We start from the raw sequence: 12,938 nt of genomic DNA on the forward strand, positions 1-12,938 counted from the left end.
AGGCCTCCGCGTCGTGCGCCGCCAGATCACCGACCAGGCGGCCATCACCCCCTGAACACCTTTCCGACGCCCTGACCGACGCGCTCACCGAAATCCGCAGCCAGCCCAACCCACCCCGCCGCGACCGGACCTGCCCCCGCGTCATCAAACGCGCCCGACACAACGCCTACCGCGTCAAACGCCCCACCGACCGGACCACCCGCCATCCCGGCCCACCCACACCATCACTGGCCTGCCCAGACAGCCTTATCTGAACGGCATTGCCACAAGATCCACCTACGGATGAGGACTCCATCCGTGACAGGGCCCGGCAAAGTTGCAAGATGTCCGAATTGTCCCACCGTGCTGTTGCCGCTCAGAGGCCCACGAACAGGGGCCGGATCGCGGTTGGCGTTCCGAAACGGACAGAACTCGAATTTGTCGGGGCCCTGCCATCCATGGTCGCCTATCGCGCCGTCCTTTGACGTGCCGAGGGAACCGGTCCGCTACGTGTCGTGCCTGCTGGCCATCGACCGCCGCACCCGACTGGCCCCGGACAACCGGGCCTACAACGCGCTGCTGCGCACCAACGTGCACCCGGCGAACGCGGCTCCGCGCTGCTCACCAGCCATTGGCGCACCCCACGCCACCGCCAGCCCGCCCACCATCGGTGACACCGTCCCGGCGTGCCGATACGCGACTGCATGGACGCCTCCTGGGCGGGTAGCCAAACCTCTTGAGGTCTTGGGATCGAGCGGGCCTCCGGTCCGCGCCCGCGGGAGGGATCGAGATGAGCGCGACGGCGACGACGTGGCGGATTCCGGCCGCCGGGGTCGACCTCGACGGCGACCTGACCGTGCCCGACGACACGGCCGGCCTGGTGCTGTTCGCGCACGGCAGCGGCAGCTCCAGGCGCAGCCCGCGCAACCGGGCGGTCGCCGCGGCGCTGCAGCGGCGCGGCCTGGCCACCCTCCTGGCCGACCTGCTGACCCCGGACGAGGAGCAGTACGACGCCCTGACCGGCGGGCTGCGGTTCGACATCGCCATGCTCGCCGGGCGGCTCACCGGCATCGCCGACTGGGCCGGGCGCCGGCCCGAGACCGCGGGGCTGTCGCTCGGGCTGTTCGGCGCCAGCACCGGCGCGGCCGCCGCGCTGGTCACCGCCGCGGCCCGGCCCGGCGTCGTGCGGGCCGTGGTCTCCCGCGGCGGCCGCCCCGACCTCGCCGGTGAGGCGCTGGCCGGCGTCGCCGCGCCGACGCTGCTCGTCGTCGGCGGGCTGGACCGCACGGTGCTGCAGCTCAACGAGCAGGCCCGGGCGGCCATGACCGCCCCCGTCGCACTGCGGATCGTGCCGGGCGCCAGCCATCTGTTCGAGGAGCCCGGCGCCCTGGACGTCGTCGCCCGGCACGCCGGCGAGTGGTTCGCGGCGCACCTCGTGCCCGCGACCGGGCGGAGCGACCGGGCATGAGGGCGTCGTACCGCACCTTCGCCGACCGGGCCACGGCGGGCGGCGAACTGGCCGACCTGGTGGTGCGGCACCTGGCCGGGACACCCGAGGCGCCGCGCGCCGGCCGGCCGCTGGTGCTCGGCCTGCCGCGCGGCGGCCTGCCGATCGCCGCCGCCGTGGCCGGTGCCGTCGGCGGCGACCTCGACGTGCTGATCGTGCGCAAGATCGGCTCGCCCCGGCATCCCGAGTTCGGCGTCGGCGCGATCGCCGAGGACGGGCCCGCCGAGTTCGACCACGACGCGCTGGACTACCTCGGCCTCACCCCGGCGGACCTCGCCGTCATCGTCAAGCGTGAGCGCGCCGAACTGCGCCGCCGCGCCCGCCGGTACCGCGGCGAACGCCCCGCGCCGCCGGTCGCCGGTCGCACCGTGGTGCTGGTCGACGACGGGCTGGCCACCGGGGTCACCGCCCGCGCGGCGGTGCGCTGGCTGCGCGCCCGGGGGCCGCGGTGGCTGATCCTCGCCATCCCGGTCTGCTCCCCGCAGGCGCGCGACGCGCTCGCCGGGGACACCGACGCGGTGCTCTATCTGGAGGCGCCCGATCCGTTCTGGTCCGTCGGGCAGTGGTACGACAGCTTCGAGCAGCTCACCGACGACGACGTCGACCGGTGCCTGACCCACCGGGCCCACTGAAACACCGCGCCTCACCCGTGCCGGGGGATGAGTTCGAGTCGCGGGGGAACCACGCTGAGGATGTCAGGTCAGCCCGGGCCCTCACCCGCCGCTGGAGGTGGGCCATGGACATCACGTTCGGCCAGATCGTGGTCTCCACCATCTGGTTCATGCTCGTGTTCGCCTGGATCTGGTTGATGGTGAGCATCCTCGCGGATCTGTTCCGGGACTCTTCGATGTCCGGCTGGGGCAAGGCCGGCTGGACGATCTTCCTGATCGTCCTGCCGTGGATCGGGGCGCTGACCTACCTGATCGCGCGGGGCCGGTCGATGAACGAGCGGGCCGCCGAACGGGCCCGTCAGCAGGAGGCGCAGATGCGCCGGTACATCCGGGAGGTCGTGAACGAGCCGGGCGCCCCGCGCGCCACGAGCTCGGCGGACGAGCTGGCCAAGCTCGCCGATCTGCGCCAGAGCGGCGTGCTGACCGACTCGGAGTACGACCGGGCCAAGTCGGTGCTGCTGGGGTCCAACGGCAGCGTCGCGCGGCCGCGGGGGTGACCCGGGCGGCCCGGCCATGTTTGCGCCGTCCGCGGCTCGGGCAGCCTCTGGCCATGACGACGATTACCGCCGACGACATCCGCGCGCTCGCGCAGTCCCCGGACGCCGACCCGGCACTGGCCGTGGCCGACGACGACGTGCACCTCGTCCCGCAGGCCGAGGAGGCCGACGGGCACATCATCTACACCAAGGCCGAGCTGGTGCGGGAGTACGGCGAGGAGATCACCGACGTGCAGGCCGAGGTGCTCGCGGCCGGGCTGACCGCGCAGCTGGTCTGAGCCGTGTCCCGGGCACGCTGGCCGACCCGCCTACAGCCACGGCTCGGCGTGCCGACCGGTGATCGGCAGGCGGTGGAAGGGGATGGGCCGGTCCGCCGACCACGGTGCCGACGGCGCGGTGGTGAGCGAGGCGAACCGCAGCAGGGCGGCCTCATAGCCGGCCCGGCGCCTGACGAACTCCAGCCAGCACCGGTCGCGGTCCGCCCCCGACCGGGCGCCGGCGGCACTCAGCCGGTCGCAGGCCGCGTCGAACTCCGCGCGACTGACCGCGATCAGGGTTGGCGACGCCGGGACCGGGCCGGCCGGCATGTGGAAGTAGTCGCCGATCCGTTGCAGTGCCAGGCTTCCGGCGCGCAGGCACAGCCGGGCGTGCGACGGCTGGGTGTCAGGCGCGGCGAACGTCGAGGTGACCAGGGCCGCGGCGTCCAGCACCGCGCCGGCCGCGGTGACCCAGTGCCGCTGCGGCGACGGGGACCGGAAGAACACCAGCAGCGGGTTGGACGAGTGCGTCTCCTCGAGCTCGTTGAACCACCGGGTCCAGTCGCGCCAGTAGTCGTCGAGCAGCCCGATCCCGTTGGCCTGCAGCAGCCGCTCCAGCAGGCGGACGGCCGACGGCGGGGAGCCGGCCTCGGCCTCCAGCGCGGTGACGAGCACCTCCCGGCGGGAGTAGCTGCCGTACAGCGCCGGCAGGTAGCTCACGACCAGGGCGAGCAGCCCGAGGCCCAGCGAGGCCTCCACGAACTGCACCGCCCCGGTGAGTACGCCCTCCGGCTGGTGGAAGCCGAGCGTGAGCAGCGACGAGCCGCTGTCGAGAAAGGCGTTCTGCCACGGGTGCACGCCCAGCGACCAGTACAGGCCGGCGAACCCGACGAGCGTGAGGCTCAGCCAGACGGCCGGCAGCGACAGCAGCGTCACCGGCGCGAAGAGCACCAGGATGCGGTCCCGCTCGCGAAAGGTGCGGGCCGAGCGCAGCCGCACGTCGAACACCGCCCGCACGGCGGCCATGACCCACCGGGTCAGCAGCACCGCGGTCCCGCGTGGTACCACCAGGGTGTGCGCCGCCGACAGCGCCGTGAGCACGACGACCGCCACGGACAGCAGCCCTACGACCGACGTCAGGATGGCATGAACCATGGCGACAGGCCCGCCGGCAGGGGACTCGGTATTCCACCGTACCGCGCGGCCCGCCGGGCTCAGCCGGTGGCCGCTTGGCTGAGCAATCCCGTACAGTGGCAGCAGTCCGCGAGGGATGGACCGCAACAACAGGTGTGCCGGGAAGGCTGGTCGGCGTTCGTGTCGACCGACCCCTGAGGGAGTCTCATGCCCGGCAAAGCCGCCCGATTCGTCACTGGGATGCTGCGCACCGAGACCGCCGGTGGCGTGCTGCTGCTCGTCGGTGCCGGGCTCGCGCTCGCGTGGGCCAACTCGCCCTGGTCCGCCGGCTACGAGCGGCTCGGTAACCTGCGCATCGGCCCGGCGGCCTGGCACCTCGACCTCACCCTCGCCGCGTGGGCCGCGGACGCGCTGCTGGCGGTGTTCTTCTTCGTCGCCGGGCTGGAGCTCAAGCGTGAGCTCGTCGCCGGCGACCTGCGCGACCCGCGCCGCGCGGTGGTGCCGGTCGCCGCGGCCGTCGGCGGCATGGTCGTACCGGCGCTGATCTACGTCGGGTGGAACGCGGCCGCGCCGGCCGGCGACCTGCGCGGCTGGGCCGTGCCGACGGCCACCGACATCGCGTTCGCGCTGGCCGTGCTCGCGCTCGCGGGCCCGCGCGTGCCGTCGGCGCTGCGTACCTTCCTGCTGACCCTGGCGGTCGTCGACGACCTGCTCGCGATCGTCGTCATCGCCGTGTTCTACACCGCCGGCCTGTCGGTGCTGCCGCTGCTGCTGGCCGTCCTGCCGCTGGCCGCCTTTGCCTGGCTGCTGCGCCGCCCCCGGCGCGGCACCGGCTGGCTGCTCGCGCCCCTCGCCGCCGGCACTTGGCTGCTGGTGCACGCATCCGGCGTCCACGCCACCGTGGCCGGCGTGCTGCTGGCGTTCGCCGTCCCGGTGCGTGCGGGCGCCGAGCCCGGCGTCGCGGCCCGGCTGGAGCACCGGTGGCGCCCGGTGTCGGCCGGCGTCGCGGTGCCGGTCTTCGCGTTCTTCGCCGCCGGTGTACCCCTGGCCGGCGCCGCCGCGTTCGGCGCCGCGCTGCGCGATCCGGCCGCGCTCGGGGTCCTGCTCGGCCTCACGCTCGGCAAGCCGGTCGGCGTGCTGACCGCGACGTGGCTGGCCCGCCGCGCTGCGGGCGCGGCACCGCCGGTCGGTCTCGGCCGCCGGGACATGGTGGCGGCCGGGCTGCTGTCCGGCATCGGGTTCACCGTGTCGCTGCTCATCGCGGAGCTGGCGTTCGGCGCCGGCAGCACCGGCGACGACCACGTCCGCCTGGCGATCCTGGTCGGTTCGGGCGTCTCCGCCGTCGCGGCCACGCTGCTGCTGCGCATCCGCCGTCGCCCGCCACAGCCGTCCTCCACCGACCGCGCCCGCGCCGTGACCTCCGGTGACGAGGTCGCTGACGATCAGCCTAGCTGAACCGACGGCGGCTCAGTGGGCGGGCGGCCACGGCGGCGTGCGGCTCGGGCAGCGCACCGGCCGGCGGGCGGCACCCCCGGCACCGCGACCGGCGGTCGAGACCTGCTCGACCGAGGCCTGAGCGCCGCGCAGGACATCACGACGGCTGAGACGGGCCATGCACCAGCCTCCCCGGCGCAGTCTATACATCGGTCTGCATCGCTTCATGACTTCGATGACAATCTATTGAAACTGTTCGACGGGCGTGAGCTAATCAGCAAAGCTCCTCGCCGAACAGGCGGGAGTCACCCCGGAACTCCCAGAAGGAGGCGCACCGTGACCCATCGACGGCTCGGCGCACTGGCGACGCTGTCCGCGGCGGCCACGATGGTGGTCAGCGTCCTGATCGGCGGCCCCGCATCGGCCGCCACCGTCACATACGGTCAGGACGTGTCCGGCTACCAGGGCAACGTCAACTGGTCGGCGCAGTGGAACGCCGGCTCGCGATTCGCGTACGTCAAGGCGACCGAGGGCACGTCCTACACCAACCCGTACTTCGCCCAGCAGTACAACGGCTCGTACAACATCGGGATGATCCGCGGCTCCTACCACTTCGCGCTCCCGAACAAGTCCGGCGGCGCCGCGCAGGCCGACTACTTCGTCGGCCACGGCGGCGGCTGGTCCAAGGACGGCAAGACCCTGCCCGGCGCGCTGGACATCGAGTACAACCCGTACGGCGCGACCTGCTACGGGTTCTCCCAGTCCGGCATGGTCAGCTGGATCCGCGCGTTCCTGAACCAGTACCACACCCGGACCGGGCGGTGGGCCGTCATCTACACGACCACCGACTGGTGGAGCACCTGCACCGGCAACTACAGCGGCTTCTGGGCCAACTCTCCACTGTGGATCGCCCGGTACAGCAGCTCCCCCGGCACGCTTCCGGCCGGCGCCCCGACGTGGTCGTTCTGGCAGTACTCCAGCAGCGGACCCTTCGCCGGCGACTCCAACCAGTGGAATGGCGCACTCGACCGGCTCAAGGTCCTGGCCTGCAACGGCACCTGCTGAACCGGCCCTCACGGCGGCATCACTCGCGGGGAAACAGCGGACCGAGCGGGCCGAGGTCGATGTTGAGATCGTCGGGCGTCAGCCCGAAGTGCTCGCACAGTTCGGTCATCTGCTCCTCGAGCGCCATCAGCGTCGACCCGATGCGCTCGATCTGCTCGTCCGTGAGATCACCGACCTCCACCCTGCGCAGCGCCTGCCGCTCCATCAGCTGGCGCAGCAGTTCGACGATCGTGAGCACCAGGCCGGCGAAGCCGCGCTCCACCGAGTCCCGGTCGACCTCGATCCGCTGACGCGGCCGGCGCGACGGCGACGCCGACTCCCCGGGTCCTGCGGGACGGTGCTCGGCCGGCGGTCCGGCGTCGCCGCGGGGCTGGTTCATCGAGGTTCCGCCTCGCCGTCCACGGGCGGCCCGGCGACCGTTGCCGCCGACGCCACCAGCGCGCGCAAGGAGATGTAGACGAGGTCGACGTCCGCGATCGAGAGCGTCACCTCGCCGGTGATGACGACGCCGGTGGCGAGCACCCGGTCGAGCAGGTCCACGAACGCGTACCGTTCGGGTACGAGCGCTGCGGGCCGGGTGCCCGACGTCATCGCGATGCTTCCTCTTCCTCGTCGATCGTGGTGAAGGAGTACGGCGGCCAGGGCCCGGTCAGCTGCAGGCGGATCGCCGGAAACCGGTCGGCCAGGGCGGCCACGGTCTCGCCGAACTGCTCGGCACGGGCCGAGTCGAGCAGGTACGCCCCGTTGAGGAGCATCAGTCCCGGCTCTGCGCTGAGACTGCGATCCTGGGGCGGATGCCGCCGGGCCGCTTCGGCACAACCGGCGAGCACGGCGTGCACCTCCTCGGCGCTGTCCAGCGCGGCCTGCTGCCGCTGCTCGCCGGCGGACAGCTCGGCGCGGCGCCGGCGCAGATAGGCCGCTCCCGCACCGGCCCGGCCGCCGCCTGCCGCCGCCGCTTGTGCGGGCGCCGCCGGTGCGCCGGGAACGGTGTACGCCTTGACGCCCCACTCCGTCCGGCCGGCGATCCTTCGCAGCACCGTGACGAAGTCGGCGCGTCGCTCGGTCAGCACGGCCCGGACCCGTGCCTCGTCGAGGTAGACGGTGCCCAGCCGGGCGGGGACGACGGGACCGAGGCGGGCGGCCGCGTCGACGACGCCGTGGTGCGCCCGCGCCACCGTCTCCAGCCAGGCCAGGTCCTCGAGGTTGCGGCGCATCGGCTCCGCGCCGAACTCGTTCAGGTCGACCGGGCTCACCACGGCCGCCAGCCCGGCGGCCTCGACGACGCGCAGTGGCCCGCCGCCGACCCCGGTGTGGCCGGCGACCGCGGCCGGATCGAGTTCGCGGGTCACGGCGTGCAGCCAGAGGCCGACGTCCTCAGTCATGGTCGTCACGCCCGGCCGCGTACCGCCGCGGGCGACGCTCGCTCACGCCGGCCTCGCCGGTCTCCGGCTCCTCGCGCCGCCGATCACCCGGGCCCAGCTCCTCGCGCCGGCGCTCGCCCGGCTCCAGCTCGCCGTGCCGCTCGGCGCCCGCCTCCAGCTGCGCCTCCCGGGAACGCGACGACAGCCACGGATCGCGCTCCCACCAGTCGATGCCCATCTGCCGGGCCGTGTCGACGGATGCGATCACCAACCGCAGCTTGAGCGTGAGCAGCTCGATGTCGAGCAGGCTGACCCGGATGTCGCCGACGATCACGATGCCCCGGTCGAGTACGCGCTCAAGAATGTCGCCGAGGTTCGCCGGCTCGTGGCCGGAGACGGCCGCGCCGCCGGGCTGCTGACCGACGATGGAGCTCGGCTGTCGCGCAATGCTCATGTCACGCCACCTCGCTGACGTCGCCCCTGCCCCGCGTGTACCGCCGGATCCGGTTGAACGCGAGCACCGTCGCGTCCGCGCCGAGCCTGGTCCGGTAGAGGCCGAGGATGTCGCCGGACGACGGGATGCGGCTGTCCTCGAGCACCTCGACCTCGACCACCCAGCCGTCGTCGTCGGCCCGTTGCAGGGACGTGACGCCCAGTGTCCGTTTTCCCGTGAGTCCCGCGATGTGCTCGAGGGCGGCCCTCGCGATGTCGATGGGCGACGGCTCCTCCCGGCGTGTCCTAGCCGGCGCTCGGGCACGCCGCCTCGGCTCGACGTATTCGTCGGTGGAGTCCACGTCGCCCTCGTACGACCCGTCGTCGTAGGCTTCTTCGTCGTAGTACTTCTCGTCGGCTCGCGCGTCGCGAGCTCTCCGCACGTCGGGCACTTGTCCGCCCCCTAATCACCTGCGCTGGCTCTCGTCGAGCCTCCGGCGCCGGACGGCCGCAGCAGCCGGCCGAGGAGCTCCTCCTCCTGCCGGTTGGCATCCTCCTCGCGGATGCGCCCGTCGGCCCGGGCCTCCTCGAGCTCCTCGATCTGGCGCCGGATCACGTTCGGGTCGTACAGCTGATGCTCGGCCTGGTCCCGCAGCACCTCCCCCAGCCAGAGGACGACGCGGACCGGCGCGAGCGGCAGGGTCAGGATCCCCGAGACCAGTCCCACGGCTACGCCTCCGGCTTGAGCGCCGTGACGAAGTCGTACGGCGCGACGGGACCCAGCAGGCGTAGCGTGGCACGGCCGTCCCAGTCCCGCGCGGCCTTCTCCACGGCCTTCACGAACTCCGCCTCGCGGGCGGTCTCCACGAGGACGGCCACGTTGGCGGCGTCGAGCTCGTGCGACGGCTCCCGCACGTTGACCCCGGCGGTGAGCGGGGTGAGCGCCTCGGTCAGCGTCCGGGTGTCCGCCTGGCGCTTGGCCTCGATCGCCTGGTTGATGATCTCGCCGATCCTGAGGCGCTCGTTGCGGGTCACGTCCTCCGGCGTGCCGCGGATCGCCTCACGCAATCGCGCCACCTCCGGATTCTCCCGGATGATCTCCCCGAGCACCGCCGCTTCGACGTAGCGGACCCGCACAACGTACTCGGCCTTGCCGTCGAGCTCCCGCAGCGCGGCGTCGAACTCGTCGTGATAGGGCGCGAGAAACTCGTCGACCACCGCAGCCTTGTCCGCCACGACCGCGCCGAAGCGGATCGGCAGCACCGGTACCTCCGCCGCGGTGGCGTCCAGGAGCCGCTCGTGGGCCAAGAGCTCGTCCGGCCGGCCGAGCGGACGCTCGACGTCGATCTCGCTCACCAGGGCGGCGACCCTATCGTGCCGCACGAGCCTCACCGGTGCCGGCGGGTCGCCCACGCCTCGGGCCTCCCGGTCCACCTCGACATCGGACGGCACGACGGCGTACACGTAGACGCCTGTTCTCGTTGTGCCTTCGGCCTCGACCGACTCAGTGGCCGCGGACATGTCACTCCTCCTCGGGCCGGCGGCCCCGCCGGGAAACCCGTTCCGGCTCCCGACGGTCACCGAGCAGGTCCTTCAACGTCTCTCCGGCGCTCTCCACGGCGCCCTCGAGGGCTCCCTTCGCCTTGCGCTTGGCGCCGCCCTGTTCCATGTCGCCGACAAGCTCGGGCAAACCCATCTTGTCGTGGGACATGTCCAGCCGGTTCACCGCCTCCGCGAAACGCAGGTACGTGTCGACGCTCGCCACCACGATGCGCGCGTCGATGGTCAGCACCTCGATGCCGACCAGCGACACCCGCACGAACGCGTCGATGACCAGTCCCTTGTCGAGAATCGTGTCGATGACATCGGCCAGCGTGCCCGAGGACGGGCGCGCCATCGCTCCGCCGCCTGCCGGTTGCACAGCCGTGGTCATGGTTCGTCACTCCTAAACTGCCGTGTGGCCGCGAGCCGGCTCATCTCGCCCGCGCTCGCGCCGGCCGCCGTCGCGGCGGCTCCTGCTCCGCCGGTTCTTCCTCAGGTTCTTCTTCCTCTTCCTCAGGCTCTTCTTCCTCAGGCTCTTCGGGTTCTTCCTCCTCCGGCGCTTCCTCGCGGGGCTCCTCTTCGCCCCGTTCCGCGCGGCCCTGCTGCTCCTGCTCCTGCTCCTCCTTGAGCGCCGTCTCGTGGTCCTTGACGACCTCGCCGTCGCGGATCTCGCCGCGCCAGCCCTCGACCTCGTCCGGGTTCAGGATCGTGCGCGTCATGACGTGCCGCCGGAAGTGCTTGAACTCCAGCCTCGCGCGGCGGCCCTGGGCCCGCCACAGGTTCCCCGTCTGCTCGAACAGGCCCTGCGGGTGGTACTCCAGCACCAGCAGGATGCGGGTCAGGTTGGGCGCCAGCTCGTGGAACGTCACCGTGCCGTCGACGCGCCCCTTCGCCGCCTTGGACCGCCACACGATGCAGTAATCCGGTATCTGCTGGACGATCGTCGCCTCCCAGTCCCGGTGCGACCACCACACCTGCGCCTTCCAGTTGCTCTTCTCGTCGGACTCCTTCTTGACGTTCTCGAGCTTCTTCATGAAGCTCGGCAGGTCCTGGAACTGCGTCCACTGGTTGTACGCGACCCGGAGCGGGACACCGACGTCGATCGTCTCGACGATGTTGGTGACCTTGCGGTTGAAGTTCTTGTTCGCGCCCTTGCCCTTGCCCCGGCCGAACAGGCCCTTGACCTTCTCCTTGATGCCGGCCAGTCCGCCGCTGAACAGCGCCGAGGCCGGGGAGCGCCCCTCGGCCATCTTCTTCGCACCGGTCACCGCCGCCACGAGGCCGGTGTTGCCGCTGCCCTGCGCGTACTCCGTCAGCCGCTCGGTGACCGAGCCGACCTTGTCACCGACCGAGGCCAGCACGCGCTCACCGGCGGCCGAGGCGAGATTGCGCAACTCGTCCAGCAGCAGCTCCGTGACCTTCTGCCCGATTCCCGTCCCCAGACGGCCGTCCGCTTTCGACGCCATGGCAGATCACCTGCCCCGCCGTCGCACGGGCGGCCGCGACTCGGCATCCGGACGCGAACGGGCGACGCCCGACGGCGCCTCGCGCTCCTCGTCGTCCGGCTCGTCGTACTCCTCGTCCCCCTCCTCGGCACGCCGCGCGGCCGGGGGCCGGCGCCGGGGCCGCTCCTCCTGCGGGTATCGCTCCTCGCTCGCCGGAGCCGGGGGACGACGCCTGGGCCGCTGCTCTTCCTCGTATTCCTCGTACTCCTCCTCGCGCGCTGCGGGACGACGCCGCGGCCGGGCCCGCTCCTCTTCCGGCTCCGCCTCGCGAGCCCGGCGCCCGGCACCGGGCCGGCGCAGCAGATCGGTACGCTCGCGAAGCCGATCGGTGACCGATTCGATCTGACCGGTGACGGCGGTCCTGGCCGCGTCCTTGCCCGCCGCCACCAGGGGGGCACCGAGCTCGGTGAGCCTGCCCAGCTCCTTGGATCCGCTGAGGGCCCGTACCCCCCGCTGCAGGATGTCGCCCGGCCCGCTGATCCGCCCGGCCGCTGCGGCGGCCGCCAGGACGAGCCCCCAACGCAACTTGTGCTGGCGCCCCAGGAGATAACCCACCCCGGCGGCGAGCAACATCTGCGTCCGGCAGTTCATGATCCCTCCCTCCGCCCCGGATCCAGCGGCCACGCCACCGTCCGGCACCCGGACAGAGGCCTCGCCGACGGCGAGCACGGACTCGTCTCCCGCATCCGTGGGTACAGAGAATCGCTCGAATCGAGCGAGGTACCCGGCGCGGCGAGCACGAAACAGATCCGCGGGAGCCAACCCGGCAAACGAGTCGGAACGGACTCGGAGCGGGCGGAGCCGGCAGGCAGGCCGCCACCGGGCGATCGAGGGGATGCGGGTCTGCTCAGGATCCGTTCAGGACAGGTCGTAGCGGTAGAGGTCGTACTTGGCCATGATGCCGGTGAGCTTGACGGTGTACTGCGGGTCGGTGGCGTAGCCGGCCCTGTGCATCTCGGCGACGAACCGGTCGGGGTCGTCGCGGTAGGCGAACGCCGTGCTGTACCGCGGGTTCGTGGCCAGCGTCGCACCGTGGTCGCGGAACGAGTCCGCCGCGCTGGCATAGACGCGGAAGGAGGCCGTCGTCGGGAAGCACTGCCCCGCCGGCGTGCACTCGCTGGTGGAGTGCGTGCGGCAGCCGATGGCGTAGGAGCCCTGCCCGTTGCACTTCATGCCGAAGAAGTTCCGGTCGAAGGTCGACAGCGCGCTGCGGCCCCAGCCCGACTCCAGGATCGCCTGGGCGATCGTGACCGACGCGGGCACGCCGTGCTCCCGCCGGCTCTGCTGCGCGCCGGGCACCGACGCGGCGATGAACTCGGCGTTGGTCATCGTGCCGTCCGGCTCGGTCGCGGCGGGCGGCGGCTCCGCCGACGGCCGCGGCCGGGTGCAGGACGGGCCCTTCGCGCGGCAGGTGAACAGGATGTCGCCACCCGGGCGGTCCAGGCCCTCGGAAACGCCCGCGCCGTCCAGGCCCTCGGAGACGCTGGCGCCGTCCAGGCCCTCGGAGACGCTGGCGCCGTCCAGGCCCTCGGAGACGCTGGCGCCGTCCAGGCC

General features: G+C 72.5%; 18 protein-coding genes. 6 read left to right on the forward strand and 12 right to left on the reverse strand.

Annotated features, from left to right (window positions below; all coding sequences use genetic code 11):
• The first annotated feature begins 769 nt into the window (after positions 1-769).
• From ABT297_RS34595 to ABT297_RS34610, 4 genes are all read left to right on the forward strand, one after another.
• Positions 770-1,447: a dienelactone hydrolase family protein gene (locus ABT297_RS34595; RefSeq protein WP_350556690.1), complete on the forward strand. Its 678-nt coding sequence runs from the start codon at positions 770-772 to the stop codon at positions 1,445-1,447.
• On the forward strand, positions 1,444-2,118 hold the full coding sequence (locus ABT297_RS34600) for a phosphoribosyltransferase (RefSeq protein WP_350556691.1): 675 nt from the start codon (positions 1,444-1,446) through the stop codon (positions 2,116-2,118). Before ABT297_RS34595 ends, ABT297_RS34600 begins: the two co-directional genes overlap by 4 nt.
• Before the next feature lie 104 nt (positions 2,119-2,222).
• Positions 2,223-2,654 (forward strand): SHOCT domain-containing protein, encoded by a 432-nt coding sequence (locus ABT297_RS34605; RefSeq protein ID WP_350556692.1) that lies wholly within the window; start codon positions 2,223-2,225, stop codon positions 2,652-2,654.
• Positions 2,655-2,707: 53 nt separating this feature from the next.
• On the forward strand, positions 2,708-2,932 hold the full coding sequence (locus ABT297_RS34610) for a hypothetical protein (RefSeq protein ID WP_350556693.1): 225 nt from the start codon (positions 2,708-2,710) through the stop codon (positions 2,930-2,932).
• A gap of 30 nt (positions 2,933-2,962) precedes the next feature.
• On the opposite strand, the gene ABT297_RS34615 is transcribed toward ABT297_RS34610, so the two are convergent.
• Positions 2,963-4,066: a hypothetical protein gene (locus ABT297_RS34615; RefSeq protein ID WP_350556694.1), complete on the reverse strand. Its 1,104-nt coding sequence runs from the start codon at positions 4,064-4,066 to the stop codon at positions 2,963-2,965.
• Positions 4,067-4,252: 186 nt separating this feature from the next.
• Between ABT297_RS34615 and nhaA the strand changes: the two genes are divergently transcribed.
• Entirely contained in the window at positions 4,253-5,500 is a 1,248-nt protein-coding gene (gene nhaA / locus ABT297_RS34620) for a Na+/H+ antiporter NhaA (protein ID WP_350556695.1), read from the forward strand.
• A 366-nt stretch (positions 5,501-5,866) separates the two neighbouring features.
• Positions 5,867-6,544 carry a lysozyme gene (locus ABT297_RS34625; protein ID WP_350556729.1) on the forward strand — a complete coding sequence of 226 codons (678 nt, stop codon included), beginning with the start codon at positions 5,867-5,869 and terminating at the stop codon, positions 6,542-6,544.
• Positions 6,545-6,563: 19 nt separating this feature from the next.
• On the opposite strand, the gene ABT297_RS34630 is transcribed toward ABT297_RS34625, so the two are convergent.
• From ABT297_RS34630 to gsmA, 11 genes are all read right to left on the reverse strand, one after another.
• Positions 6,564-6,923 carry a gas vesicle protein K gene (locus tag ABT297_RS34630; RefSeq protein WP_350556696.1) on the reverse strand — a complete coding sequence of 120 codons (360 nt, stop codon included), beginning with the start codon at positions 6,921-6,923 and terminating at the stop codon, positions 6,564-6,566.
• Positions 6,920-7,135 carry a gas vesicle protein gene (locus ABT297_RS34635; protein WP_350556697.1) on the reverse strand — a complete coding sequence of 72 codons (216 nt, stop codon included), beginning with the start codon at positions 7,133-7,135 and terminating at the stop codon, positions 6,920-6,922. Before ABT297_RS34635 ends, ABT297_RS34630 begins: the two co-directional genes overlap by 4 nt.
• The gene (locus ABT297_RS34640) at positions 7,132-7,926 is read right to left on the reverse strand and encodes a GvpL/GvpF family gas vesicle protein (RefSeq protein WP_350556730.1); all 795 of its coding nucleotides are present in this window, start codon (positions 7,924-7,926) and stop codon (positions 7,132-7,134) included. Before ABT297_RS34640 ends, ABT297_RS34635 begins: the two co-directional genes overlap by 4 nt.
• On the reverse strand, positions 7,919-8,359 hold the full coding sequence (locus ABT297_RS34645) for a gas vesicle protein (RefSeq protein WP_350556698.1): 441 nt from the start codon (positions 8,357-8,359) through the stop codon (positions 7,919-7,921). Before ABT297_RS34645 ends, ABT297_RS34640 begins: the two co-directional genes overlap by 8 nt.
• A gap of 1 nt (position 8,360) precedes the next feature.
• Entirely contained in the window at positions 8,361-8,780 is a 420-nt protein-coding gene (gvpO, locus tag ABT297_RS34650) for a gas vesicle protein GvpO (protein WP_350556699.1), read from the reverse strand.
• A gap of 20 nt (positions 8,781-8,800) precedes the next feature.
• Positions 8,801-9,064 (reverse strand): gas vesicle protein GvpG, encoded by a 264-nt coding sequence (locus ABT297_RS34655; protein ID WP_350556700.1) that lies wholly within the window; start codon positions 9,062-9,064, stop codon positions 8,801-8,803.
• A gap of 2 nt (positions 9,065-9,066) precedes the next feature.
• Positions 9,067-9,858 carry a GvpL/GvpF family gas vesicle protein gene (locus tag ABT297_RS34660; protein ID WP_350556701.1) on the reverse strand — a complete coding sequence of 264 codons (792 nt, stop codon included), beginning with the start codon at positions 9,856-9,858 and terminating at the stop codon, positions 9,067-9,069.
• Position 9,859: 1 nt separating this feature from the next.
• The gene (locus ABT297_RS34665) at positions 9,860-10,270 is read right to left on the reverse strand and encodes a gas vesicle structural protein GvpA (RefSeq protein ID WP_350556702.1); all 411 of its coding nucleotides are present in this window, start codon (positions 10,268-10,270) and stop codon (positions 9,860-9,862) included.
• Positions 10,271-10,310: 40 nt separating this feature from the next.
• On the reverse strand, positions 10,311-11,345 hold the full coding sequence (locus ABT297_RS34670; RefSeq protein ID WP_350556703.1) for an SRPBCC family protein: 1,035 nt from the start codon (positions 11,343-11,345) through the stop codon (positions 10,311-10,313).
• Between the two features lie 6 nt (positions 11,346-11,351).
• Positions 11,352-11,975, reverse strand: a complete 624-nt coding sequence (locus tag ABT297_RS34675) for a hypothetical protein (RefSeq protein WP_350556704.1) — start codon at positions 11,973-11,975, stop codon at positions 11,352-11,354.
• 267 nt (positions 11,976-12,242) lie between these two features.
• The coding region (gsmA, locus tag ABT297_RS34680; protein WP_350556705.1) for a sporangiospore maturation cell wall hydrolase GsmA at positions 12,243-12,938 on the reverse strand (696 nt) is incomplete at its 5' end.

The sequence above is a fragment of the Dactylosporangium sp. NPDC000555 genome (genome assembly GCF_040300025.1).
Classification (GTDB): domain Bacteria; phylum Actinomycetota; class Actinomycetes; order Mycobacteriales; family Micromonosporaceae; genus Dactylosporangium.

Coding starts and splice junctions, on each gene's coding strand:
- ABT297_RS34635 (WP_350556697.1), bottom strand. CDS start 7,135: ATGACGTCGGGCACCCGGCCCGCAGCGCTCGTACCCGAACGGTACGCG.
- ABT297_RS34665 (WP_350556702.1), bottom strand. CDS start 10,270: ATGACCACGGCTGTGCAACCGGCAGGCGGCGGAGCGATGGCGCGCCCG.
- ABT297_RS34675 (WP_350556704.1), bottom strand. CDS start 11,975: ATGAACTGCCGGACGCAGATGTTGCTCGCCGCCGGGGTGGGTTATCTC.
- ABT297_RS34625 (WP_350556729.1), top strand. CDS start 5,867: ATGGTGGTCAGCGTCCTGATCGGCGGCCCCGCATCGGCCGCCACCGTC.
- ABT297_RS34670 (WP_350556703.1), bottom strand. CDS start 11,345: ATGGCGTCGAAAGCGGACGGCCGTCTGGGGACGGGAATCGGGCAGAAG.
- ABT297_RS34645 (WP_350556698.1), bottom strand. CDS start 8,359: ATGAGCATTGCGCGACAGCCGAGCTCCATCGTCGGTCAGCAGCCCGGC.
- ABT297_RS34660 (WP_350556701.1), bottom strand. CDS start 9,858: ATGTCCGCGGCCACTGAGTCGGTCGAGGCCGAAGGCACAACGAGAACA.
- ABT297_RS34615 (WP_350556694.1), bottom strand. CDS start 4,066: ATGGTTCATGCCATCCTGACGTCGGTCGTAGGGCTGCTGTCCGTGGCG.
- ABT297_RS34640 (WP_350556730.1), bottom strand. CDS start 7,926: ATGACTGAGGACGTCGGCCTCTGGCTGCACGCCGTGACCCGCGAACTC.
- ABT297_RS34605 (WP_350556692.1), top strand. CDS start 2,223: ATGGACATCACGTTCGGCCAGATCGTGGTCTCCACCATCTGGTTCATG.
- ABT297_RS34630 (WP_350556696.1), bottom strand. CDS start 6,923: ATGAACCAGCCCCGCGGCGACGCCGGACCGCCGGCCGAGCACCGTCCC.
- ABT297_RS34600 (WP_350556691.1), top strand. CDS start 1,444: ATGAGGGCGTCGTACCGCACCTTCGCCGACCGGGCCACGGCGGGCGGC.
- ABT297_RS34595 (WP_350556690.1), top strand. CDS start 770: ATGAGCGCGACGGCGACGACGTGGCGGATTCCGGCCGCCGGGGTCGAC.
- nhaA (WP_350556695.1), top strand. CDS start 4,253: ATGCCCGGCAAAGCCGCCCGATTCGTCACTGGGATGCTGCGCACCGAG.
- ABT297_RS34610 (WP_350556693.1), top strand. CDS start 2,708: ATGACGACGATTACCGCCGACGACATCCGCGCGCTCGCGCAGTCCCCG.